Below are 22701 nucleotides of genomic sequence, written 5' to 3' on the forward strand. Positions count from 1 at the left end.
TCTTACTTTCCGATAAAATCACAAAAAAATATGTTTATCGTTCATTTTTTTCCTTTCGCAACACATTCCATCATAGAATTACAGCGAAACGTTCAACCCTTTGCTTATATTTTACAACAAAAAACAGCTCTTGCGGAGCTTTTACAAAATTTCAACGAATTTTTCAAAAGAAAAGCGAGCTAATATGTATTAGCTCGCTTTTTTCTCTTGATCATAAATATTAATTCCAGCCTCATGTAACATCCATTCAATATGAACACCGTATCCTGACGTTGGATCATTTACAAATACATGTGTAACCGCACCAATTACTTTCCCATTTTGTACAATCGGACTTCCACTCATTCCTTGTACAATGCCACCCGTTTTTGCTAGTAAACGTTTATCTGTCACTTTTATAACCATACCTTTTGTAGCCGGGAACTTTTGTGGTACTGTACTAACAACTTCAATATCAAACGCTTCCACCTTATCTTGATCAATAACTGTTAATATTTTCGCTGGCCCTTCTTTTACTTGATTGGATAATGCGATAGGCATTGCTTTATCCATTATGCCGTTTGTCATATTTGTATTTAATTTCCCAAAAATACCATACGGGCTATTTATTGTAATATTACCAATCACTTCACGATCCGGTGAAAATCTTGCTAATTTTTCTCCCGGGTTCCCGTGACTTCCTCTTTCAATAGACGTTACTGTCGAACGCATAATTTGTCCATCTTCTACTTGAATTGGCTTTTTTGTATCATTATCGGAAATTACATGACCAAGCGCTCCGTATTTCATAGAATCTGGATGTACAAACGTCATCGTTCCGATACCAGCTGCTGAATCACGAATATACAATCCAATTCGGTAAGAAGATTCACCATTGTCTTTTTGTGGTGTTAGCTTAGCACGAATATATTTTCCATCTCTTAATAAAACAAGATTAAGCGGTTCACCTGTTTCTCCACTATTATGAATAAATGGTGCTACATCACTCATTCTTTCAATTGTTTTACCATTGATTTCGGTAATCATATCTCCAATCTGTACACCAGCTGTTTCACCAGGAGATACTTTACCCTTTTCAGTTTGAATTAAATGATGGCCTACAACAAGTACACCTTTTGTGTTCAATTTTACACCAATCGATTGTCCACCTGGAATAACTTTAAAATCTTTTAATACTTTCACATTTACTTTTTTCACTGGAAAACCAGCAAGTTGAAACACCATATCAGCTTCACCATTTTGGTGAGAATTTACCATAAGTTCTTGTTCATTTGAACTTACAGTAAATACATTACGATTTGTAGATGAAGCCTTAAAAACTGGTAATGATGCTATTTCTGATTGTTGTCCTTCAAAAACAACAAGTTGCTTCGGCGATGAAATAAACGTTCGAAGCGGTTTAAAACATCCAATAAAAACTAGAGAAACAAGGAGACAAAGACCTATTATTTTTCGAAATCTTTCTAATTTCAATTTGTTCACTCTCCTCGCTCCTACCCACATTCAGCCTCTTGGCTTCACTTTTTAATCTCTCCTTGCAGTGCTTTATTTATAACCGGAAGAATTAAGAAATCGTCATTTGAGAAAAAAAAGCTATCCATTACTGGATAGCCTCTGCTGTCTGTTTGAAATGATGCGCTTGCGTAAGTAACTCTTTCGCATGCTCTGTCGTTAAATCTGTAATTTCAACACCAGAAATCATTCGAGCAATTTCTGTTACTTTTTCATCCGTACTTAACACAGTAACCGATGTAATCGTCCGATCATTCGCCACTTGTTTTCTAATAAATAAATGCGAGTCCGCCATTGAAGCTACTTGAGGTAAGTGCGTAATACAAAGTACTTGCGAGTTTACTGATACACGATAAATTTTTTCCGCAATAGCCTGCGCAACCCGACCACTCACACCCGTATCCACTTCATCAAAAATAACAGATGCAACACCTTGATGCTTAGAAAAAATGCTTTTTAAAGCTAAAATAATACGAGATAACTCTCCGCCAGAAGCGACCTTTGAAAGTGGCTTTAACGGTTCACCCGGATTCGTTGAAATATAAAATTCCACATGATCGTAGCCATCCGCCGTAAGTTTTACCGGTGTTCCTTCCACGAGAGGTTCTTCTACATTTCCTACCCTCTTCATAATTCTCACTTCAAATTTCGTTTTTTCCATATATAGTTCTTTTAATTCTTGATGAATAGCGCTTGTAAGATGATCCGCAAGCTCATGACGCATAGTACTTAACAACGTTGCTTCTTTTACAATAACACCTTCTAATTTCGTTAACTGCTTTCTCGTCGTTTCAATATGTACGTCTTTATTTTCAATCGTAAAAATTTCTTGTTCAATTTTATCAGCATACGCTAAAATCTCTTCTACAGTATTTCCATACTTTCTCTTTAACATACGGATTTCATTCAAACGTGTTTCAATTTCATCTAGACGTTTCGGATCATATTCCATCATATCTAACTTTTCTCTAAGCTGATATGCAACTTCTTCTAATAAGTAATAACTATTTGCAATGGAATCATGATTTTCTTGATACGCTTCATCTAAGTGCGTAATACTCTCCATTTGTCCCATTCCATTTCTTACGTGATCTAATCCCTGTCCGTCTCCACTTAACGAACGATACGCATCTCCTAATGCTTTATAAATCTTTTCAAAATTGGAGATTTTTAATCGTTCCTCAGTCAATTCATATTCTTCATCCATTTTTAAATCCGCCTTACGAATTTCTTCATGTTGGAATTGAATTAAATCTAGACGATGGGCCATTTGTTGTTCATTTTCACTTAAAGATTTTAGCTGTTTTTTTAACTTCTCATAGTCTGTATATACATTTTGATATATGGCCAATTGTTTAACAATGCGATTTCCATCAAAATGATCAAGCATAAACATATGACGCTCTTCATTCATTAAATCTTGTGTTTCATGCTGTCCATGAATATCAACTAGTGTTTTTCCAATCTCTTTTAATATGCTGAGTGTAACAAGTTTCCCATTTACACGACAGACACTTTTTCCGTTAGCAGCGATGTCACGCTTCAAAATAATCATGCCATCTTCTATTTCTATATCTAACTCTTCTGCCTTTGCGATACATGGATGCTTGGCATCTTCTACATAGAATAATCCTTCTATCTCAGCCTTTTCTGTTCCATATCGAACAAATTCTGCTGAACCACGGCCACCAACAAGCAAACTAATTGCATCAATAATAATGGATTTTCCAGCTCCTGTTTCACCACTTAAAACGGTTAAACCTTTTTGAAAAGAAATATTTAATGCCTCAATAATAGCAAAGTTTCTGATCGATAATTCCGATAACAATGCCCCATTCACCTCGTTATAAACTAATCCCCAATTAAGGGCTTTTCTCAGTATTCTTCATTCAAATAGTTATACTATATGTTTGTATGTATAAATTACTCTTCTAACCCGCTCCATTGTACCAAACATTCGTTTTACGGGTCAATCCACCTATTTTCTAACTTCATTCAAAAAAAATAATGTATTGTATTTGAATATCCATATTTTTCGCCAATAAAAATATCTTGTTTACTTTCCACTTTACAGAGGAAAGTAAACAAGATTTTTCTGTTACAGCATATTTAAGAAACGATCAGAGACAACACCTGTATCTTCAGGTGTACGGCAAATAATTAAGCAAGTATCATCACCACAAATGGTTCCGACAATCTCATCCCACTCTAAATGATCAATAAGTGCCCCAAGTGAATGAGCGTTACCAGGCAATGTTTTTAGCACAAGCATATGTCCTGCCGTGTCTAATTTTACAAATGAATCCACTAGATTTCGTTTTAATTTTTGCAACGGATTAAATCGTTGATCTGCTGGCAAGCTATATTTATAGCGACCATCATGTAATGGCACCTTCACTAAGTGCAGTTCTTTAATATCGCGCGATACTGTTGCTTGCGTTACATTAAACCCCACATTACGTAAAATATCAACTAGTTCATCTTGTGTTTCAATTTCTTTGTTCGCAATAATTTCCCTGATTTTAATATGGCGCTGACCTTTATTCATACATTTGCACCTCACACTATCTCTTACCATAGTTTAAACATTGGTATACTTCATTTATTTATGTTAACGTATAATCCGTTACTTGTATACAATTGTTTTTACAATAATTATACGATTACAACAAAAAGAGGAACAACATATGTTATTCCCCTTTCCCTTTTTGTTTTAGAACATTATGCGCTTCGGTAACAACTTGTTCAATAGAAACCGGAGAATGATTTTCGCCATTCTCACGCTCACCGTGCCACTTTAGATGAATTAAAAATTCAATATTTCCATCCCCACCTGTAATTGGTGAGAATGTTAAACCTTCGACATTATAGCCTTCCTTAAGAGCAAAATCGACAATCATTTCCACGACAGCTTCATGTACTTTTCTATCACGAACAATGCCTTTTTTCCCGACTTGTTCTCGTCCAGCTTCAAACTGAGGTTTAATCAATGCAGCTACATCACCATTTGGCGTAAGCATTGTTTTTAAAACCGGCAATATAAGCCTTAATGATATAAATGAAACATCAATACTTGCAAACTGCGGTAAACCACGCTCTAAATCTGCCGGTGTCACGTAACGGAAGTTCGTTCGTTCCATCACAACAACACGCTCATCTTGACGCAATTTCCACGCAAGTTGATTATATCCTACATCTAATGCGTAGGATAACTTCGCACCATTTTGAAGCGCACAGTCTGTAAAACCACCAGTTGATGAACCAATATCTATCATAACTTTATCTTGTAAATCAAGTTGAAATGTTTCTAATGCCTTTTCAAGCTTATAGCCACCACGGCTTACATACGGCATAACTTGCCCTTTCACCGTAATCTCTGTATCTTGCGAGATTTTCTCCCCTGGCTTATCGAGTCTCATTTCATTCGCATATACAAGACCTGCCATAACAGCACGTTTAGCCTTCTCACGCGTTTCTATAAGTCCTCGCTCTACTAATAGTACATCTACTCTTTCTTTTTTTATGCTCATTTGTTACGCCCTTTTTTGTTTTGATGGAATCATTGTATGAATACGGTCTACAACAGCATCTGTCGTTAAACCAATTTCTTCTAACAGTTTTGTTACACTACCATGCTCTATGAAGCGATCAGGAATACCCATTCGTTCAATTAAAGCACTATGGTATCCGTTCTCAGAAGCAAATTCAACTACTCCCGTTCCAAAGCCACCGATTAAACAAGCCTCTTCAATCGTTAAAATCGGTATATTTCCCCCTAAAAGCTCATGTAAATATGCCTCATCCATCGGTTTAATAAAGCGAGCATTCACTACTTTCACTGATACTCCAGTTTGTTCAAGACGCTCAGCTGCTTCCATTGCCATCGGGATTGTCGTACCAAACGTTAAAATTGCTGCTTGTGTGCCTTCTTTTAACGTTTCCCATGTACCAATTGGAATCGCCTTTAATTCTTCATCCATTTGAACGCCAAGTCCATTGCCGCGTGCATAACGTAAAGCAATCGGTCCATCTTCGTATTGCATCGCTGTATATACTAAATGTTGTCCTTCATTTTCATCTTTCGGCATCATAAGTACCATATTCGGCAAATGACGTAAAAACGAGATGTCAAATACACCTTGATGCGTTTCACCGTCTGCTCCAACTAATCCAGAACGATCTATTCCAATGAAAACATTTAAATTTTGGCGACAAATATCATGAACAACTTGGTCATATGCTCTTTGTAAAAACGTTGAATAAATTGCTAAGAATGGCTTCATTCCTTGCGTTGCCATACCAGCCGCCATTGTTGTAGCATGCTGCTCTGCAATACCTACATCAATCATACGATTCGGAAATTCTTTTTGGAATTTCTCAAGTTTCGATCCAACAGGCATTGCAGGCGTAATTGCAACGATACGTTCATCCGTTCTCGCTAGCTTAAGCACTGTTTCACTAACAACAGCACTCCATGCTGGTGCAACTTCCTTCGGTTTAACGAAGTCACCTGACTCAATTTTGTACGGTCCTGTTCCATGCCAAGTTCCAATAACGTCACTCTCAGCTGGTTTATAACCTTTTCCTTTTTTCGTAATAACATGAACAAGTACTGGGCCTTTTGTTTTCTTTGCATATTGCAACGTTTCGAATAACTTTTCATAATCATGCCCATCGACCGGCCCTAAATATGTAAAGCCTAATTCTTCAAAAAAGACGCCTGATACTAGTAAATATTTTAGACTATCTTTTATTTTCTCTGCTGTCGCAGCAACTTTCCCGCCGACTGCTGGGATTTTCTTCAATATATACTCTAGTTCATCTTTTACCCAATGGTACTTCCCTGCGGTACGTAAACGACCAAGTACATTATGAAGTGCACCGACGTTTGGTGCAATTGACATTTCATTGTCATTCAAAATAACAATCATGTCCGTTTTTTCATGTCCAATATGGTTCAATGCCTCTAAAGCCATTCCGCCTGTTAATGCACCATCCCCAATGATTGGTATAACGTATTCTTCCGTTTTCTTTAAATCACGTGCTAGGGCCATTCCCATTGCAGCAGATAACGACGTGGAACTATGACCAGTTTCCCAAACATCATGCTCACTCTCGCAGCGTTTTGGAAAACCACATAGACCTTGGTACTGCCTTAATGTGCCGAATTCTTTCGCACGCCCTGTTAAAATTTTATGTACATAGGATTGATGTCCTACGTCCCATAAAAATTTATCTTTCGGACTATCAAATAATTTATGCAGAGCAAGTGTGAGTTCTACTACACCTAAATTAGGTGCAATATGTCCACCTGTTTGAGAGAGCTCTTCAATTAAAAACTTACGAATATCCTCACTCAACCCCTCTAGTTCACTGATAGACATATCTTTCAAAAAACTAGGGTTTTGAATTTGCGTTAGATCCACATGGATCACTCACTTTCATTTCATAATCTGTCAACATGTCAAATATTATAAGAAACATTTACACAACACAAGAAATTATCTTTTCTATTCTTCTTATCTTGTCCTGCTTTCAGAAAACACTTCCATTTTTTCACTTATCATATTATACATCATATTTCTTTACGTGATGAAAAAAATAGCCGCTAACACGAAGTGATAACGGCAATGTAATCTACATATATTTTTGCCAATAACAAGAAAAGAAAAACCTTTTCCTACATTTATATCATAAAATGATGAATGACTCAACAAATGGAAACGCTGTTATATTAGTTATTACGTTTTGCGATTAAATCACAAATAGATAGTAAATATTCATCTTGTAATTGTAAGGAGCTAATAGAGTCTTTTGCTTTTGCAATTTTCTCCTCTAAAATAGATTTTGCTCTATCTACAGTAAATAACGTCGTATATGTGCTCTTTTCATTGGAAGCATCACTACCAATCGGTTTTCCAATCTCTTCTTCTGTTCCTTCTACATCCAAAATATCATCTCTAATTTGGAAAGCTAGACCGATATATTTCGCAAATGCAAGTAACTTCTCTTCTTGCTCTTCTGTAGCATCAGAAAGTATCGCTCCTGCAAGTACAGCAAACTCAAGCAGTTTACCTGTCTTATGCTTATGGATGTACTCTAATTCATTAATTGTAAGTCGTTTTCCTTCAGCTTCCATATCTGCCACTTGTCCAGCAACCATTCCTTCAGGTCCTGCTGCTTTCGCAAGCTCAAGTACAAGTCTTACTTTTTTTTCAGCAGAGATTTCTTTTTGCCCATATGCCATAATAACTTGAAAAGCATATGTCAACAAACCATCTCCTGCTAAAACTGCCATTGCTTCACCAAATACTTTATGATTGGTAGGCTTTCCTCGTCTTAGATCATCATCATCCATACAAGGTAAATCATCATGAATTAACGAATATGTATGAATCATTTCAAGGGCACAAGCTGCACCCACTCCAAGATTTCTTTCTTTTCCAAACGCTTGTAACGTTGCAAATAAAAGTAACGGGCGGAGACGTTTCCCACCCGCTTCCAAAGAATATGCCATCGCTTCACGAAGCACATTTGGACATTGTAATTCATTTGCATAGCTTACAAGATTTTCTTCTACGAAAGTTTTACTCTCTTTCAAAAAAGCATCAAAAGCTATATGTGTCACTATGCTTCATCTCCTAAAGCAGTAAACGGTTTAAGCTCTCCATCTTCTCCAAGGATAACTGCCATTTGTTCTTGTACATCTTTCAATTTCTCATCACAAAGCTTAGATAATTCCATGCCTTCTTTAAAATAAGAAATCGCTTCCTCTAAAGGTACATCACCTTGTTCAAGCTTAGAAACGAGATGCTCAAGCTGCGAAATTGCTTCTTCAAAGCTTAACTTATTTTCCATTATTCAATTCACGCTCCTCTATGCTTGATACGCTACAATCTAGTATTCCATCTTGTAATTGAACCGAAACAGCATCTCCAAGGCTAACATCTTTCACGCTTTTTAATACTTGTTTCTCTTCATCGTATACAAGCCCGTACCCTCTCATCATTACTTTAAGCGGGCTTAATACTTCAAGCTTTTGAGCCGCTCTCACAAATACGAACTCCTTCGTTTGAAGTAACGTTTGCATTTCACGTTGCAACTGCTTTTGCAACGTTTCAATTGCCGTTTTCGTTTGTATAATTTTTTGAGATGGGTGGTGCTTTTCTAAATAAAATGAAAGTTGCTTTAATTGATTTACTTTTTTATCTATATAACGCTCTTTCGCTAAAACAAGTTGTTCAAGAGCTCTGTCTAGCTGCTCTTCTTTTTGCTCATACACTTGCCTTGGATAACGGAACGCATAAGATTTTTGTAACACTTGCAGTTTTTCTTCTTTTTTATGTACTCTCTCTCTCATTGCTCTTTGCAATCTCAGAGTTCTTTGTAATACCTTTTCTTGTAACTCTATAATGTTAGGTACCGCCAGCTCAGCTGCTGCAGTCGGTGTTGGTGCACGTAAATCCGCGACAAAATCTGCGATTGTAAAATCCGTTTCATGACCTACAGCTGAAATAATCGGAATCTCACTTGTAAAAATTGCTCTTGCAACTACTTCCTCATTAAAGGCCCATAATTCTTCAATAGAGCCTCCACCACGTCCAACAATTAAAACATCAATATCTCCCATTTCATTCGCTGTACGAATTGCTTGTACAATTGAGGGAGCCGCTGACTCCCCTTGTACAAGTACAGGAAACACAATAACATTTCCAATTGGATAACGACGTTTAATTGTTGTTATAATATCGCGAATTGCTGCTCCTGTTGGCGACGTTATAACACCGATTGTTTTTGCATATGCAGGGATTGGACGCTTATAAACTTGAGAAAACAGCCCTTCTTCTTCTAATCGGACTTTTAATTGTTCATAAGCTAAATGAAGATTTCCAACTCCATCAGGCTGCATGTCTTGAATATAAATTTGATAAGAACCACTCGCCTCGTAAACAGAAATCTTTCCTTTTACAAGTACTTTCATTCCATTTTCCGGTCTGAATTTAATGTTACGATTATGACCCGCAAACATAACCGCTGCAATTCTTGCATTTTCATCTTTCAATGTAAAATACATATGACCACGACTATGATATTTAAAGTTGGAAATTTCTCCTTTTAACCAAACAGACTGTAAATGCGGATCATACTCTATTTTTGTTTTAATATAGCGTGTTAATGCTGTAACGGTTAAATATTGTTTCTCCATTGCTCTCTCCTCATAGCCGATTCAAATTATTGACAAACAACTCCTGCACGCTTTGCAGACTCCACAGTGTTGTGAAGAAGCATTGTAATAGTCATTGGGCCGACTCCTTTTGGCACAGGCGTAATGTAACCTGCAACGTCTAATACATTGTCAAAATCAACATCACCACAAAGTTTGCCTGTTTCTAAACGGTTAACACCAACATCAATTACAACCGCACCTTCTTTAATATAGTCAGCTGTTACCATTTTCGGTCGTCCAACGGCTACGATTAAAATATCAGCTAACTTCGATAATTCTTCTATATTTTGCGTCTTAGAATGACAATATGTGACAGTTGCATTTTCATTTAAAAACAGTTGCCCCACTGGTTTACCAACAATATTACTTCTTCCAATTACAACAACATGCTTTCCAGAAATATCAAGATTCGTTTCTTTTACTAATTCTAAAATGCCATGCGGTGTACATGGAAGGAATGTGTCTTGTCCCGTCATCATACGTCCTACGCTGATTGGGTGAAATCCATCTACATCCTTTTCCGGTGAAATTCTTTCAATGATAGCTTTTTCTTCAATATGTTTTGGTAAAGGCAATTGTACCAATATGCCATTAATGCGGTCGTCTCCATTTAAGCGATCGATTTCAGCAAGCAAACGCTCCTCGGTAATCGTTTCAGGAAGTTCAATTAGCTCTGAATAGATTCCTACTTGCTCACAGCCTTTTTCTTTTCCTTTTACATAAGAACGAGATGCTGGATCTTCTCCAATTAAAATAACTGCTAATCCTGGTACAATCCCTTGCTCTTTTAACTTCACAACTTCTTCTTTTAATTGTGCTCGTTTTTTCTCCGCAACTTCATTTCCTTTGATGATTACTGCTACCATTTTAAGTTTCCCCCTTAAAGAAATTACAGTGTATCTTTTATATTAGATAAAACGCCGTTAATAAAACGACGAGATTCCTCATCCCCAAATGTTTTCGCGATTTCAATTGCTTCGTTAATTGTTACATTGTGCGGAATTTCTTCCATGTATTTCATCTCACACACAGCTACACGTAAAATACTGCGATCAACAATACTAATACGCTCAAGCTTCCACTTTTTTAAATTTTGACGAATTGCTGCGTCAATCTCTTCTTTGTTGTCTACAAATCCTACAACAAGTGATTCTAGAAACTCATTTGTTTCTTCGCCTTCATCTAGCGTATTTTCCACCGCTACTTTCGGTTCTAATTCACCTGTAATATCCATTTGGTATAATGCTTGCATTGCTCTTTCTCTAGCCGTCCTACGTTTCATTGTAACTCTCCTTTATACTTCAAGTCTTTCCTTATGTTTTGTTATATTATTATAATTTATAAGCCGTCAATTCACTTACTCTTGCAGTTTTCATTGATTTTCCAACCTTATAATACAATGATAATAACACAATTTATCGTTTCACACACGGGGTACAAGGCTGAAAAATAATAAAAAGATTAACTTCAAGTTCCATATCTTATCACAATGTACGTTTTTTGGAAAAATGAAACATCCCGTTTTATATTTCTTATTTTTTAAAATAGTATAATAATTTGAGGGTTTTAATTTGTGAAGAAATGAAACGATAAAAAAGATGCCTATTTTACTAGGCACCTTTTTTCACTCTTACACTGGTTCGATTTCTGTTTTTTGTGTTTCGAATGTTACGCCAACGATGTGAACGTTCACTTCTTTTGGCTCAAGTCCTGTCATTGTAAAGAGTGCTTGGCGAATATTGTCTTGAATTTTTTGTGCAACAACCGGAATTGCTACACCAAAATACATCACAACATAAAGGTCAACAATAATATCTTCGTTTGCTAATTCAACCTTTACACCTTTACCATGATTTTTCTTACCTAACTTCTCAACAACATCTGTAGCAAAATTACCACGCATTGCCGCTACACCTTCTACTTCAGCAGCTGCAATACCTGCAATTACTTCGATTACTTCTGGTGCAATTTCTACTTTTCCAAGAGTTGTATCTTGACCCATATCTAACATATGTTCAGCCATGAAAAAAACCTCCTTTAATGTATCACTGCGTCACAAGTTCATGCTCTTCCAAAAATTTCGTGTTAAACTCACCTTTTACAAAATCAGGATGATCTAACAATTGCAAATGGAACGGGATTGTTGTATGTACGCCTTCAATGACAAACTCACTGAGCGCTCGCTTCATTTTTGCAATTGCCTCTTCACGTGTTTTTCCGTGAACAATTAATTTAGCAACCATCGAATCATAGAAAGGTGGTATTGAATATCCCGGATATACAGCTGAATCGACGCGAATACCAAATCCGCCTGGTGGTAAGTACATTTCTACTCTACCTGGAGATGGCATAAATTTTTTGGCAGGGTTTTCCGCATTAATTCGACATTCCATTGCCCAACCATTAAATTGTACTTCTTCTTGCTGTAACGATAACTTTTCTCCAGAAGCAACAAGAATTTGTTCTTTAATTAAATCCATCCCTGTTACCATTTCAGTAACTGGATGTTCAACTTGGATTCTCGTATTCATCTCCATGAAATAAAAGCTTTTCGTTTTATATTCATAAATAAACTCAACCGTACCAGCACCTGTATAATCAACCGCTACCGCCGCTTTAACTGCTGCGTCACCCATTTGCTTGCGAATATTCTCATCAAGTGCAGGTGATGGACTTTCTTCTAATAGTTTTTGCAGACGGCGCTGAATTGTACAATCACGCTCTCCTAAATGAATGGCATTTCCATGTGTATCTGCCATTATTTGAATCTCAACATGGCGGAAATCTTCAACGTACTTCTCTAAGTATACACCAGGGTTCCCAAAAGCGGTACTGGCTTCTTGCTGTGTAATTTGAATTCCTTTTACAAGCTCTTCTTCATGGCGCGCAACACGAATACCTTTTCCGCCACCACCTGCAGTCGCTTTAATAATAACTGGATATCCAATTTGATTAGCAAGCTCGATCGCTTCTTCGGTATTTTTAATAATCCCTTGTGAACCTGGTACAATCGGAACCCCTGCTTCTTTCATTGTATCACGTGCAACGTCTTTTGTGCCCATCTTTGAAATAGCTTCCGGGCTTGGACCGATAAAAATCAAGTTACACTCACGGCATAATTCTGCAAAATCTGCATTCTCTGCTAAAAATCCGTATCCCGGATGAATTGCATCACAACCTGTCAATTTTGCAACGCTAATAATGTTCGTCAAATTTAAATAGCTTTCTTTCGAAATCGTTGGTCCAACACAATACGCTTCATCTGCAATTTGCACATGAAGTGACTCTTTGTCTGCTTCAGAATAAATTGCAACTGTTTCAATATCCATTTCTTTACAAGCGCGAATAATTCGTACAGCAATTTCTCCACGATTGGCTATTAATACTTTTTTTATCATCACAAAGACTCCCTTATTACGCTTTTACAAGAAATAGCGGTTGTCCATACTCAACAAGCTGTCCGTTATTAACAAGAATTTCAACAATTTCGCCCTCTACATCTGCGTCAATTTCGTTAAATAATTTCATAGCTTCAACAATACATACGATAGAATCTTTCGATACTCTGTCCCCAACACTTACATATTGAGGTGTATCAGGCGAAGAAGAGGAATAAAATGTCCCTACCATCGGTGATGTGATTTTATGTAGGTTTTCATTTTGAACAGCTTTCTCTTCTTCTTGTTTTTGCACTTCTACTTGCGCTGCCGCTACTGTTGTTTCTACTTCAACAGATGCTGCTGGTTGTACTACCTGTTTCGTTACCGGTGCTTGCACAGCAACAACTTCATTACCACGTTTTTTCATTTTGATTGTTGTACCGTCTTTTTTGTATTCAAATTCATCAATATTAGAGCTATCAATTAATTTAATTAATTCACGAACTTCTTGAATTTTAAACATGTAAAATCCACTCCCATACTCTTGTTTGTCCCGTTTTTACAGATTGGCATCAAATTGATTTACTGTAAAAATACGATGTATTCTATTAGAAAATTTATTCCTATGACATTTACTAATAGAAATATTTACTATTCCCATCTTACGCTAAATTTTTTAAACATTCCAATTTATATTTCTTTATTATAAATCGAAACTCCTGTAAAAATATTATTCCACCAAAAAATTATTACCTAGTAATAATACCAAGTTTCACACAAAATTGGCAAGACCACTTCCTAAAAAACATTCTTTACTTTTTCAAAACTGTACAGTATAAAAACGTAATTCCCTCAACATTCTTCATTTTATCTACGGTAAAAAAACATATTTTTACCAAATATTATTTTTTTGTTTACGTGCCGTTCATTCTTCCTTCATAAAAGAATAGTATGTTCAAAGTGTAGAAAATTTATTGTAGTGAGGTGCGGACATATGATATGGCTCATCCTGTTCTTGCCTGCCGTAGTGATTTGGACATTGGTCCTCTTCATTCACGTCAAATCTGGAAAAACTAATCACCATCATCACGAACCATTAATCTTTTACTCACAGCGTATTTCCCCGTTTCCAATTGAAAATACTAAATACAACTGCAAAGATGAAATAGAAAAAAGCTATCGAAAACGATAGCTTTTTTCTATTATTCTTTTATCTAATTTGAAGCAGCAACACCTATTATAATTTCAATTTATTTTACTGATGGATCAAATTTCACACCTACATCTTTTGGACCACCTTCACTTCTTACAAGCTGAATAATTTTATTCGCTTCTTTTTGTGAATGCTTTGCCGATTTAACTGTTACTTTAATGTCCGTTCCATCAGCTCTTACAAGAGCATCCTTATATCCGCCTTGAGATTTAATCACTGTCTCAAGTAATTGTTGCTTCGTTTCCATCGTAGTGATGGCATCAAGATTATCTTTCGCTTTACTCTTTTCTTCTGCTGAAGATTTTGATGACTTCATTACATTTTGTAACTTTTCTTTCTCTACACTACGCTGATCTTCCATTTGCATACGTAGCGCTGTAAAATTCTCATCGCTTGATTGAACTGTTACGCTAGCCTCTTTTTTACTTGTTTCTTTTTTGTCATTCTCTTTTTTGTCTGTTTCTTTATTTGTAGTTTCCTTGCTTGTATTTTCTTTTGTTGTCTCTTTATTTGTAGTTTCTTTCGTTGTTTCTTTTGTAACTGCTTTATCAACACCTTGCTTTTCTTGTCCCATCTTTTCACCCGTTGCCGGTGCTGCTGTATTCATTTTATCAGGAGTTGTTACGTAATAAACAGATAGTACAACCACTAAACTTAACATCGTTAATAGCCAAACCGTTTGTTTTTTTAACACTTTATTTCCTCCCTATCAATTTTTCGGTGATACTGAAACGCGATGAGCTGGTACATCTAATAATCGCGTCACAGCTTCTTTTACCATTGCTTTTATTTGTATATTATCCACTCCCTTTGCTACGACCAGAACACCCCGTACTTTCGGTTTCTCTGTTCGCAAAACAATTGGAGTTTCTTTATCACCTTCACGTATAATGACTGTCTTTTCATCAAGAGACTCGTCTTCTACTTCCCTTTTCCCGCCTGCTTTATCAGTTTCACCTGTCGTTTGTGAACGTTTTACTGTATTTTTCTCGAGTATTTTTTCTTCAGATGAATCTAAGTTCACTTTAATAGTTACATCTTTTACTCCGGCTATCTCTTCTAAAGAAGCTTTCAATTCTTGTTCATACGCTTTTTCGTATTTTTCTACATTTGACATATTATCATTGTTTTTTTGACCGAAAGTTGGTACATCTTTATCTTGGCTTTGACTTGTCTTTTCGTTAAACACAGGCACTTCTTCTTTTTTAGGTGATAAGTAATTACTAGAAAACATAAGCGCAATCCCAAGTATGAGTAGGACAAGCAAAAACTTAGGTGTTACCTTTTTCCCCTTCTCATTACTTTCTTTTCCATCCCCATTTAATAGGTTTCGAAAAAATGAGAACCTCGAATTTTTATCTTTATTGTCCATTTACGCTACCTGTCCTCCCTTCCATCTGAACTTGGATTTGTTTATCCTCTAGTTGCCACCTGCTTGAAAAGAAATCTTTCATTTCTACATTCGTTTCTTCTATTTTTTTTGGAGGTTCTTTCATATTAATTTCAATGGGCTTTACTGTTTCGATTGCATCATTTTTACTACGTTCTTTTTCTTTCAACGTCACAACAACAGATTGAATATCTTTCGCTGACTTTACTTCTTCTGCATGTTCCACTGCAACTATTTGTATTTCAGAGACTGTCATACCATACTTTTTCTCAAACTCTTTTCCTACGTCTTTTTTCATTTTGGTAGCCATCTCTTCTAAACTATATGCACGTGTTAGAGCTTGTATTTCTTTTTTCTTCGAATCTATCGAATTTTTTACAGATCCGTCTGCTACGTACTTCTCTTCATTGAAATTTGCGATAACTTCATTTACATCTGTTTGTAACAACTTAAATAGAGGCGTTAAAATTAATACGACTAACAATAGACTTACAACGAATTTAACGTACTTTTGCAAATTTGAATTTGGAAGAATAAGATGAAGCATTGTCGCTAAGAGTAAAAAAACGATAATATTTCTAATCCACTCTGTAACAAATTGCATACTCTTCACCTCCTACCGCATCATGAGAGTAATGTTCCCGGCAGCAATAATAATTGTGATACTTAAAAAGAACATAAATGATACGATAGCTAAGCAAGCAAATACGTAAATGATACTTCGTCCAATGATATCTAAACATTGAATAATTGCTCCTCCGCCTACTGGTTGCAATACTGCTGCTGCGAATTTATAAATAAACGCGATACAAAAAATTTGAATCGCTGGGAAAGCGACAATTAAGCATAAAATAACGAGCCCGATAATTCCGACTGTGTTTTTTAATAATCCAGATGCACTAATAACAGTATCCGCCGCCTCAGTAAACATCCTTCCTACTACAGGAATGAAGTTTCCTGTTACAAATTTAGCCGTTTTCACAGCTATACCATCAGCAACGGCTGACGCTGTTCCCTGTACAGATAATACGCCTAAAAAAACCGTCAAAAAGATACCAATAATCCCAACACTAACGTTTTGCAAAAGCTTGGACAATTTCGTAACTTTATATTGATCACTCATCGTGCTTACAATACTTAATATAGTTGCAAGTAATAAAAGTGGTAGAACGATATAGTTCATAAGAAGCCCACTCGTATTCATTAAGAAAATGATGATTGGATGAAAAAATGATACAGAAACAACACCGCCGCCTGTTGCTACGAGTGCAAGTAAAATTGGTAATAACGCTAGTATAAAATCTACCATTGTTTGTATCGTCTCTCTTGCATATGTCATAACGACATAAAAACTATTTAAAGCGAAAATAATAAGTACCATGTATACGACTGCATCAGCGATTTTACTCACGCTACTCTTTGAAAAAGCAGATTGCAACGATTGCAACAATGCACTGAAAATCGTGAGCATAATGAGCGTTCCAAGTAACTTTCCATTTGCAACAAGCTCATGAAATAAATATTTTAGTAGACCTATCATCCACTCTTTTATGGAGAACTCTTTTTCTCCCTTTACAAACTCCATAAAGCTTCCTTTTTGACTCTCTGGTAAATAGCCTCCATACTTTGTAACAAGCCCGTCCCAAAATTGCTTCACATCTTCAATTCCGAGCTTATCCAATTGTTGATCAACGACGTTTGTTTCTATAGGAGAAGCTTGTACAACAATCGGTAAAGAAAAGAAAAGGAAGCAAGCAAATAATAGCTTAGCTCCAAACTTCCTCAACATTCACTCCCCCTTATCCCGTAGGTAAAAAACCGAGAATTGTTTCAATTACAACCGTCAAAATAGGAATTGCCATGACGAGAATTAAGATTTTCCCAGCTAATTCAATTTTCGAAGCGATTGCACCTTGACCAGCATCCTTTGTAATTTGCGCACCAAACTCAGCGATATAAGCAATCCCTATAATTTTCAATAACGTTTCTACATATACGTTGCTAACCTTCGCTTCACTCGCCACTCTCTCAATCATTTGTAAAATAGAATGAATTTGATCGATTAAGAGAAGAAACATCATGCTACCAATGAACACAATAAATAACGATGTAATACTAGACTTATGCTGATTTAAAACAGCAGCTAAAAATGTAGCAACGAGGCCTAATCCGACAATTTGTATAATTTCGATTCGAACCGCCTCCTTTACTGGAAGAGAAAGACACTTTTAATCTTGTCGAATAGAGTATTAATTAAAAATGCAACATGAAACAAAATAACGACAAAACCGACAAGGATAACCCAATTTGCAATATCCTCTCGCTTTAATTCTTTTAGTACAGTATGAATGAAAGCTAAAACAATGCCGATTCCGGCGATTTGAAATATTAATCCAACATCAATGGACATCGCCTTTCTCCCCCCTATAGCAGTAAAATTACGATAAGTAGCCCTGCTAGTACTCCTAAACTCTTTATCATTTTTTCATATTGTAGTTGTAATGCTTTCGCTTCTCCTTCTTCTCTCTCCAAATGTGTAATACATAAGCGAATATGTTTTTGCTGTGATTCACGATCATGTTGTCCAAGTGTTTCACCAAATTGTTGCAGTATTTCATACTCGGTTTGTTTAAACGCCGTTAACGTCCAGTTCTCCTTCAAACTATCAATCCAAGCTTCTCTAACTGTTTGCTCCCCGTCCTCTAGCCGTTTCGAAAAGCTTTGAAATATCCAATTTAACGGCTTCGGCATTTGTTTGACTAAACGCTCTGCAGCCTCAGATAACGGCGTGTGTCCATACATAATTTCAGCTTCTAATGATTGCAATGCTGCCTTCAATAACCTAAGTTGCCGCGGTCTCTCACTGTACCTTTTAGCGTATGAAAATCCGAAAAAAGTGCTAACAGCAACTATTAATACCGCACCAAATATTTTCACCATACGCCTTGAGCCTTTCTATGAGGTAATACTGATTTTCCATATTTATCTTTCACTTGCATAACCGTTCCTGGCCCTCTCGCTTTTGATAATTCCACAAACCTATCAAATACACCAAGTTCCAGCACCGCCTGTAACGATGGACGTTTCACAACATCATCATAAGAAAATCCATGTGCACTTATAAAAAGCTGAACACCTGCATGTACCGCCTCCATAATCGCTTCACTATCTTCTTTACGTCCAATTTCATCTACGATTAATATGTCTGGGCTCATAGAACGAATCATCATCATCATTCCTTCAGCTTTTGGACAAGCGTCTAATACATCTACTCGCACGCCAAAGTCATATTGCGGGATTCCTTTCACACAGCCCGCAATTTCTGATCGTTCATCAACAATCCCCACTTTACATGAAGGAATTTTCGAAGCACTTACACCTTGACTCATACAGCGTGCTACATCTCTTAAAAGTGTTGTTTTCCCCGTTTGCGGTGGGCCGATTACCATCGTGTTTAACCATCGCGATTCATAAAGATATGGCAGAAGCGGCTCAGCAATCCCTATTTTTTGACGGGCAATACGAATATTAAAAGAAGAGACATCCCGAATCATTTTCACTGTACTTTTTTCTGTAATGACTTTTCCAGCTAGGCCAATTCTATGTCCTCCTCGTAGTGTCACATATCCACGTTTCAATTCCTCTTCCATCGTATAAATTGAGAATTGACTTAATTTATTCAATAAATGGATTGCATCTTCCGCTGTAGCGATATAGTCATAGAAAAACACTTCTCCATGTGCAATACACTCTAGTGGCCTTCCAATTCGAACGCGAATTTCCTCTAGAGTATCGTATTGCTTACAACCTTCAACTAACTGTTTCATCGTTTTCGGTAAAACTTCTAATACTTCTTTCATAAGCTTCTCCCCACTATACTCGACTTACTATTTCAACAACGCGATAAAAATGCAGCCAATTCCAAGTGCTAGAAAAAAGAGTTTCAAGAAAGAAATCTCACTTGCTACACTCGCTATGCCAATTGTCATTGTTAAAATTAATACGGTCGGTCCAACAAACGCCAACATACCATTTATAAACAATGCTTTCTTTGCATCATTCACGTAAAGCATAAGCAAAGCGGCGAATATTTCCGCGCTTCCTGAAAACAACCGAAGTAACCCCATAACAAGCACGGATGTTTCCATTGCCGCTAGCCACTGTTTCATTCTCCCACCTTCTCCCATAACAGTTACTACTTCCTTATTCTGAAAAAGAATATATTTGTACAACCATATGCAGAGGTTGTCTATTTCAGAAGTAAAAACATAATTTTTCTCTATCGACTTGATCGAAAACTGAATATTCCAATTGATTTATGGTATATTTAATAGAAAAGGAGCATAGATGATGAAGCAAGTTACTTTATTACCGCTCGATTTACGATATGCAAATGTGATTTTTGAGCTATCAAGCAATCCACATGTAAAAAATGCATTAGGGATAAAAGTAGAATCAGTGGAAGATACAAAGGCGTTCATTCTTTTTGCAATTGGAGAGGAACGAAAAAAACACTCCTTATCAAGAGTGATTGTAAGTGAGGAAAATGAAGTAATTGGCCTCACGACACTTAAACATATTAATTACGAACAAAAGCACTCACATATTGGAAGTTGGCTCAGCTATCAATATTGGGGAAGAGGATATAACGAAGCTGCTAAAAAAGAGATCTTTAAAATCGCTTTTTTAGACTTGCAACTTACATACGTATTTGCCGGTGCTAAAACGACTAACATTCGCTCTTTAAAAGCACAAGAGAAACTACCTTACATTTCATTACATGTGGAAAAACAATTTCCAGACGTACATGCTGCTTTGGAGAAAGAAGTAAAATCACCTTGCGTACTGCATGTTGTATCATGCGAAAAATTTTCAAATTGGTTAAAAGTACAAAATGAGGGGGGAAAATATGAAGGGATTGAAAATTAGTTTAACAATTGTAGTAGAATTAGCTATTATTTATCTTTTTTCAAAAATGGTCGGCTGGTCATTTATGGAGAGCTTTTTCCTTGGCAGCCTAGCAATATTTGCAATTACGTGGTTAATTATTATGAGTACCTTTAGAAATAACAATATGGATCATGCAACGAATAAAACTTTTACCGGTATTGAAACTGGTGAAATACGCCCGTTTCAAATTGTTTTGACTCCATATATTATGGGTACCCTTTCACTCGTCACAGTTAGTTTTGTTATAACCGCAATTTACTATCTTCCCTATTTCCTATAAAGTGAAACTATAATCAGCGGGGGAGTTGTTCATCCCCCACTGATTATTAGCCCGCAAATAACGGGATAAAAAAAAGCACTCGTGATAATCACGAGTGCTTTTCTACTATGCACGAGAAACGTATTTACCTTCACCAGTGTTGATGATAAGCATTTCGCCTTCGTTAATGAAGATTGGTACTTGTACAACAAGACCAGTTTCTAATTTAGCTGGTTTTGTTACGTTAGAAGCTGTGTCACCTTTAATACCAGGCTCTGTTTCTGACACTGTTAATTCAACTGTGTTCGGAAGTTCAACACCAAGTACTTCATCTTGGTATGTCATAATAGATACTCCCATGTTTTCTTTTAAGAATTTTAATTCGCGCTCGATTTGGTTTTCGCCAAGTTCGATTTGCTCATAAGTTTCGTTATCCATAAATACGTGAGACTCACCGCTCGCGTATAAGTATTGCATACGACGGTTTTCGATGTGTGCTTTTTCTACTTTTTCACCTGCACGGAATGTTTTCTCTTGAACAGATCCTGTGCGAAGGTTACGTAGTTTAGAGCGAACGAATGCAGCACCTTTACCTGGCTTTACGTGTTGGAAATCCATTACTTGCCAAAGGGCATTGTCCACTGAAATTGTTAAACCTGTACGAAAATCGTTTACTGAAATCATGTAAAAAAATCCTCCTGTGTATTACAAAATAATAAGTTCTTTTGGTGATTTCGTTATTACTTCATTACCTTCACTTGTTACAATGATATCATCTTCAATACGTACCCCGCCAACACCTGGAATATAAATACCTGGTTCTACTGTTACAGCCATACCTGGTTCAAGTACTGTATCAGAACGGAACGCTAAACCTGGTGCTTCATGGATTTCAAGACCGATTCCATGACCAGTAGAGTGTCCGAAGTATTCACCATATCCTTTTTCCGTTATGTAATCACGCGTTAATGCATCAGCCTCACGACCCGTTAAACCAGCTTTAATACCGTTCACACCACGTAGTTGTGCTTCTAAAACGATATTATAAATTTCTTTTAATTTATCAGATGGTTCACCGACTGCAATCGTACGAGTAATATCAGAGCAATATCCTTTGTAATAAGCGCCGAAGTCTAATGTGACGAAATCTCCTTTTTCTATCACTTTTTCAGATGCCACGCCGTGCGGTAATGCCGAACGAAGACCTGAAGCAACGATAATATCAAACGAAGAAGATGTTGCTCCTTGTTTTCTCATGAAAAATTCAAGTTCATTTGACACTTCAATTTCAGATACTCCCGGGCGAATGAATGATAGAATATGCTCAAAGGCAGCATCTGCAATCTGTGCAGCTTCCTTTAATATCTTAATCTCTGAATCAGTCTTTATCAAGCGTAACTTTTCTACAAGCCCAGAAGTTGGGATGAATTCAGCTTCGATCGCTTCATTATGCGTTACGTAAGAGCTATATGTAAGAGTATCTTGCTCAAAGCCTAGCTTTTGAATTCCAAGTTCTTTAACTTGTTTCGCAACTTCATCAAGAATTAATCCTGCATGCTGCACTATTTCGTATCCAGCCGCTTGCTTACTAGCTTGCTCTACATAACGGAAATCTGTAATAAATAGAGCACGCTCTTTTGAAATTAGTACAACACCAGCTGTTCCTGTGAAATTCGCCATATATCTACGGCTATGTTCATTCGTTAATACGATACCGTCAATACCAGCCTCATCAAACGCACTTCTTAATCTCTCGATCTTTTCCATTAC

At 36.7% G+C, this 22701-nt stretch carries 27 protein-coding genes; 3 read left to right on the forward strand and 24 right to left on the reverse strand.

What is annotated here, in order from left to right; genetic code table 11:
- Positions 1 to 189 precede the first annotated feature (189 nt).
- The 13 genes from spoIVB to accB all read right to left on the reverse strand — a co-directional run bounded on the left by spoIVB (position 190) and on the right by accB (position 13642).
- The gene (spoIVB, locus tag AB3X48_RS03080; RefSeq protein WP_033711018.1) at positions 190 to 1482 is read right to left on the reverse strand and encodes a SpoIVB peptidase; all 1293 of its coding nucleotides are present in this window, start codon (positions 1480 to 1482) and stop codon (positions 190 to 192) included.
- 118 nt (positions 1483 to 1600) lie between these two features.
- A complete protein-coding gene (gene recN / locus AB3X48_RS03085; protein ID WP_367958771.1) occupies positions 1601 to 3340 on the reverse strand; it encodes a DNA repair protein RecN in 1740 nt (579 codons plus the stop codon).
- A gap of 270 nt (positions 3341 to 3610) precedes the next feature.
- Positions 3611 to 4060: an arginine repressor ArgR gene (gene argR, locus AB3X48_RS03090; protein ID WP_002015076.1), complete on the reverse strand. Its 450-nt coding sequence runs from the start codon at positions 4058 to 4060 to the stop codon at positions 3611 to 3613.
- 142 nt (positions 4061 to 4202) lie between these two features.
- Entirely contained in the window at positions 4203 to 5042 is an 840-nt protein-coding gene (locus AB3X48_RS03095; protein ID WP_002160533.1) for a TlyA family RNA methyltransferase, read from the reverse strand.
- A 3-nt stretch (positions 5043 to 5045) separates the two neighbouring features.
- A complete protein-coding gene (dxs, locus tag AB3X48_RS03100) occupies positions 5046 to 6938 on the reverse strand; it encodes a 1-deoxy-D-xylulose-5-phosphate synthase (protein ID WP_016106128.1) in 1893 nt (630 codons plus the stop codon).
- 308 nt (positions 6939 to 7246) lie between these two features.
- A complete protein-coding gene (gene ispA / locus AB3X48_RS03105) occupies positions 7247 to 8140 on the reverse strand; it encodes a (2E,6E)-farnesyl diphosphate synthase (RefSeq protein WP_002145801.1) in 894 nt (297 codons plus the stop codon).
- Positions 8140 to 8370 (reverse strand): exodeoxyribonuclease VII small subunit, encoded by a 231-nt coding sequence (gene xseB, locus AB3X48_RS03110; RefSeq protein ID WP_000428422.1) that lies wholly within the window; start codon positions 8368 to 8370, stop codon positions 8140 to 8142. The genes ispA and xseB overlap by 1 nt, the downstream gene beginning before the upstream one ends.
- On the reverse strand, positions 8360 to 9718 hold the full coding sequence (gene xseA / locus AB3X48_RS03115; RefSeq protein ID WP_002111752.1) for an exodeoxyribonuclease VII large subunit: 1359 nt from the start codon (positions 9716 to 9718) through the stop codon (positions 8360 to 8362). The genes xseB and xseA overlap by 11 nt, the downstream gene beginning before the upstream one ends.
- Before the next feature lie 26 nt (positions 9719 to 9744).
- The gene (folD, locus tag AB3X48_RS03120) at positions 9745 to 10605 is read right to left on the reverse strand and encodes a bifunctional methylenetetrahydrofolate dehydrogenase/methenyltetrahydrofolate cyclohydrolase FolD (protein ID WP_002160530.1); all 861 of its coding nucleotides are present in this window, start codon (positions 10603 to 10605) and stop codon (positions 9745 to 9747) included.
- A 23-nt stretch (positions 10606 to 10628) separates the two neighbouring features.
- Entirely contained in the window at positions 10629 to 11021 is a 393-nt protein-coding gene (nusB, locus tag AB3X48_RS03125; RefSeq protein WP_002067080.1) for a N utilization substance protein NusB, read from the reverse strand.
- 348 nt (positions 11022 to 11369) lie between these two features.
- On the reverse strand, positions 11370 to 11762 hold the full coding sequence (locus AB3X48_RS03130; protein WP_000807630.1) for an Asp23/Gls24 family envelope stress response protein: 393 nt from the start codon (positions 11760 to 11762) through the stop codon (positions 11370 to 11372).
- A gap of 22 nt (positions 11763 to 11784) precedes the next feature.
- Positions 11785 to 13137 (reverse strand): acetyl-CoA carboxylase biotin carboxylase subunit, encoded by a 1353-nt coding sequence (gene accC, locus AB3X48_RS03135; protein ID WP_002160529.1) that lies wholly within the window; start codon positions 13135 to 13137, stop codon positions 11785 to 11787.
- Positions 13138 to 13153: 16 nt separating this feature from the next.
- Entirely contained in the window at positions 13154 to 13642 is a 489-nt protein-coding gene (gene accB / locus AB3X48_RS03140) for an acetyl-CoA carboxylase biotin carboxyl carrier protein (RefSeq protein WP_002160528.1), read from the reverse strand.
- A gap of 471 nt (positions 13643 to 14113) precedes the next feature.
- On the opposite strand from accB, the gene AB3X48_RS03145 reads away from it, so the two are divergent.
- Positions 14114 to 14311 (forward strand): hypothetical protein, encoded by a 198-nt coding sequence (locus AB3X48_RS03145; protein ID WP_012261697.1) that lies wholly within the window; start codon positions 14114 to 14116, stop codon positions 14309 to 14311.
- Between the two features lie 58 nt (positions 14312 to 14369).
- Here the strand turns inward: AB3X48_RS03145 and AB3X48_RS03150 are convergent, their stop codons facing one another.
- From AB3X48_RS03150 to AB3X48_RS03190, 9 genes are read right to left on the reverse strand one after another with little or no spacing between them, the layout of a single operon-like run.
- The gene (locus AB3X48_RS03150) at positions 14370 to 15026 is read right to left on the reverse strand and encodes a SpoIIIAH-like family protein (RefSeq protein ID WP_002067104.1); all 657 of its coding nucleotides are present in this window, start codon (positions 15024 to 15026) and stop codon (positions 14370 to 14372) included.
- Positions 15027 to 15041: 15 nt separating this feature from the next.
- Positions 15042 to 15704, reverse strand: coding sequence for a stage III sporulation protein AG (gene spoIIIAG / locus AB3X48_RS03155; RefSeq protein WP_002067103.1), 663 nt, complete (start codon positions 15702 to 15704; stop codon positions 15042 to 15044).
- Positions 15694 to 16326, reverse strand: coding sequence for a stage III sporulation protein AF (spoIIIAF, locus tag AB3X48_RS03160; RefSeq protein ID WP_002015059.1), 633 nt, complete (start codon positions 16324 to 16326; stop codon positions 15694 to 15696). The genes spoIIIAG and spoIIIAF overlap by 11 nt, the downstream gene beginning before the upstream one ends.
- A 12-nt stretch (positions 16327 to 16338) precedes the next feature.
- Positions 16339 to 17511, reverse strand: coding sequence for a stage III sporulation protein AE (gene spoIIIAE / locus AB3X48_RS03165; RefSeq protein ID WP_002067101.1), 1173 nt, complete (start codon positions 17509 to 17511; stop codon positions 16339 to 16341).
- Positions 17512 to 17521: 10 nt separating this feature from the next.
- Entirely contained in the window at positions 17522 to 17905 is a 384-nt protein-coding gene (gene spoIIIAD / locus AB3X48_RS03170; protein ID WP_078172833.1) for a stage III sporulation protein AD, read from the reverse strand.
- Between the two features lie 23 nt (positions 17906 to 17928).
- Complete coding sequence (spoIIIAC, locus tag AB3X48_RS03175; protein ID WP_000020914.1) at positions 17929 to 18132, reverse strand: stage III sporulation protein AC; 204 nt, start codon at positions 18130 to 18132, stop codon at positions 17929 to 17931.
- Between the two features lie 14 nt (positions 18133 to 18146).
- Positions 18147 to 18662, reverse strand: a complete 516-nt coding sequence (spoIIIAB, locus tag AB3X48_RS03180; protein ID WP_002088574.1) for a stage III sporulation protein SpoIIIAB — start codon at positions 18660 to 18662, stop codon at positions 18147 to 18149.
- Complete coding sequence (gene spoIIIAA, locus AB3X48_RS03185; protein ID WP_002067099.1) at positions 18656 to 19582, reverse strand: stage III sporulation protein AA; 927 nt, start codon at positions 19580 to 19582, stop codon at positions 18656 to 18658. The genes spoIIIAB and spoIIIAA overlap by 7 nt, the downstream gene beginning before the upstream one ends.
- A 27-nt stretch (positions 19583 to 19609) precedes the next feature.
- A complete protein-coding gene (locus AB3X48_RS03190) occupies positions 19610 to 19891 on the reverse strand; it encodes a YqhV family protein (RefSeq protein WP_000816054.1) in 282 nt (93 codons plus the stop codon).
- A 178-nt stretch (positions 19892 to 20069) separates the two neighbouring features.
- Here AB3X48_RS03190 and AB3X48_RS03195 point away from each other — a divergent pair, with 178 nt between their 5' ends.
- Together AB3X48_RS03195 and AB3X48_RS03200 are read left to right on the forward strand one after the other, a co-directional pair.
- Positions 20070 to 20651 (forward strand): GNAT family N-acetyltransferase, encoded by a 582-nt coding sequence (locus AB3X48_RS03195; RefSeq protein ID WP_199715359.1) that lies wholly within the window; start codon positions 20070 to 20072, stop codon positions 20649 to 20651.
- A complete protein-coding gene (locus AB3X48_RS03200) occupies positions 20632 to 20952 on the forward strand; it encodes a hypothetical protein (protein WP_002160523.1) in 321 nt (106 codons plus the stop codon). The genes AB3X48_RS03195 and AB3X48_RS03200 overlap by 20 nt, the downstream gene beginning before the upstream one ends.
- Positions 20953 to 21057: 105 nt before the next feature.
- On the opposite strand, the gene efp is transcribed toward AB3X48_RS03200, so the two are convergent.
- Together efp and pepQ are read right to left on the reverse strand one after the other, a co-directional pair.
- The gene (gene efp, locus AB3X48_RS03205; RefSeq protein ID WP_002033989.1) at positions 21058 to 21615 is read right to left on the reverse strand and encodes an elongation factor P; all 558 of its coding nucleotides are present in this window, start codon (positions 21613 to 21615) and stop codon (positions 21058 to 21060) included.
- 21 nt (positions 21616 to 21636) lie between these two features.
- Entirely contained in the window at positions 21637 to 22698 is a 1062-nt protein-coding gene (gene pepQ, locus AB3X48_RS03210) for a Xaa-Pro dipeptidase (protein WP_002160522.1), read from the reverse strand.
- Positions 22699 to 22701: the final 3 nt, after the last annotated feature.

Origin of the sequence: Bacillus sp. S4 (assembly GCF_040838205.1) — a bacterium.
In the GTDB taxonomy this organism is placed as follows: Bacteria; Bacillota; Bacilli; order Bacillales; family Bacillaceae_G; genus Bacillus_A; species Bacillus_A cereus_U.

What these genes read in the sequence shown, in the direction of transcription:
- argR (WP_002015076.1), bottom strand. Translation starts at nt 4,060, where the DNA reads ATGAATAAAGGTCAGCGCCATATTAAAATCAGGGAAATTATTGCGAAC.
- AB3X48_RS03095 (WP_002160533.1), bottom strand. Translation starts at nt 5,042, where the DNA reads ATGAGCATAAAAAAAGAAAGAGTAGATGTACTATTAGTAGAGCGAGGA.
- xseB (WP_000428422.1), bottom strand. Translation starts at nt 8,370, where the DNA reads ATGGAAAATAAGTTAAGCTTTGAAGAAGCAATTTCGCAGCTTGAGCAT.
- xseA (WP_002111752.1), bottom strand. Translation starts at nt 9,718, where the DNA reads ATGGAGAAACAATATTTAACCGTTACAGCATTAACACGCTATATTAAA.
- folD (WP_002160530.1), bottom strand. Translation starts at nt 10,605, where the DNA reads ATGGTAGCAGTAATCATCAAAGGAAATGAAGTTGCGGAGAAAAAACGA.
- nusB (WP_002067080.1), bottom strand. Translation starts at nt 11,021, where the DNA reads ATGAAACGTAGGACGGCTAGAGAAAGAGCAATGCAAGCATTATACCAA.
- AB3X48_RS03130 (WP_000807630.1), bottom strand. Translation starts at nt 11,762, where the DNA reads ATGGCTGAACATATGTTAGATATGGGTCAAGATACAACTCTTGGAAAA.
- accC (WP_002160529.1), bottom strand. Translation starts at nt 13,137, where the DNA reads ATGATAAAAAAAGTATTAATAGCCAATCGTGGAGAAATTGCTGTACGA.
- accB (WP_002160528.1), bottom strand. Translation starts at nt 13,642, where the DNA reads ATGTTTAAAATTCAAGAAGTTCGTGAATTAATTAAATTAATTGATAGC.
- AB3X48_RS03145 (WP_012261697.1), top strand. Translation starts at nt 14,114, where the DNA reads ATGATATGGCTCATCCTGTTCTTGCCTGCCGTAGTGATTTGGACATTG.
- spoIIIAG (WP_002067103.1), bottom strand. Translation starts at nt 15,704, where the DNA reads ATGGACAATAAAGATAAAAATTCGAGGTTCTCATTTTTTCGAAACCTA.
- spoIIIAF (WP_002015059.1), bottom strand. Translation starts at nt 16,326, where the DNA reads ATGCAATTTGTTACAGAGTGGATTAGAAATATTATCGTTTTTTTACTC.
- spoIIIAE (WP_002067101.1), bottom strand. Translation starts at nt 17,511, where the DNA reads ATGTTGAGGAAGTTTGGAGCTAAGCTATTATTTGCTTGCTTCCTTTTC.
- spoIIIAC (WP_000020914.1), bottom strand. Translation starts at nt 18,132, where the DNA reads ATGTCCATTGATGTTGGATTAATATTTCAAATCGCCGGAATCGGCATT.
- spoIIIAB (WP_002088574.1), bottom strand. Translation starts at nt 18,662, where the DNA reads ATGGTGAAAATATTTGGTGCGGTATTAATAGTTGCTGTTAGCACTTTT.
- spoIIIAA (WP_002067099.1), bottom strand. Translation starts at nt 19,582, where the DNA reads ATGAAAGAAGTATTAGAAGTTTTACCGAAAACGATGAAACAGTTAGTT.
- AB3X48_RS03190 (WP_000816054.1), bottom strand. Translation starts at nt 19,891, where the DNA reads ATGAAACAGTGGCTAGCGGCAATGGAAACATCCGTGCTTGTTATGGGG.
- AB3X48_RS03195 (WP_199715359.1), top strand. Translation starts at nt 20,070, where the DNA reads ATGATGAAGCAAGTTACTTTATTACCGCTCGATTTACGATATGCAAAT.
- AB3X48_RS03200 (WP_002160523.1), top strand. Translation starts at nt 20,632, where the DNA reads ATGAAGGGATTGAAAATTAGTTTAACAATTGTAGTAGAATTAGCTATT.
- efp (WP_002033989.1), bottom strand. Translation starts at nt 21,615, where the DNA reads ATGATTTCAGTAAACGATTTTCGTACAGGTTTAACAATTTCAGTGGAC.
- pepQ (WP_002160522.1), bottom strand. Translation starts at nt 22,698, where the DNA reads ATGGAAAAGATCGAGAGATTAAGAAGTGCGTTTGATGAGGCTGGTATT.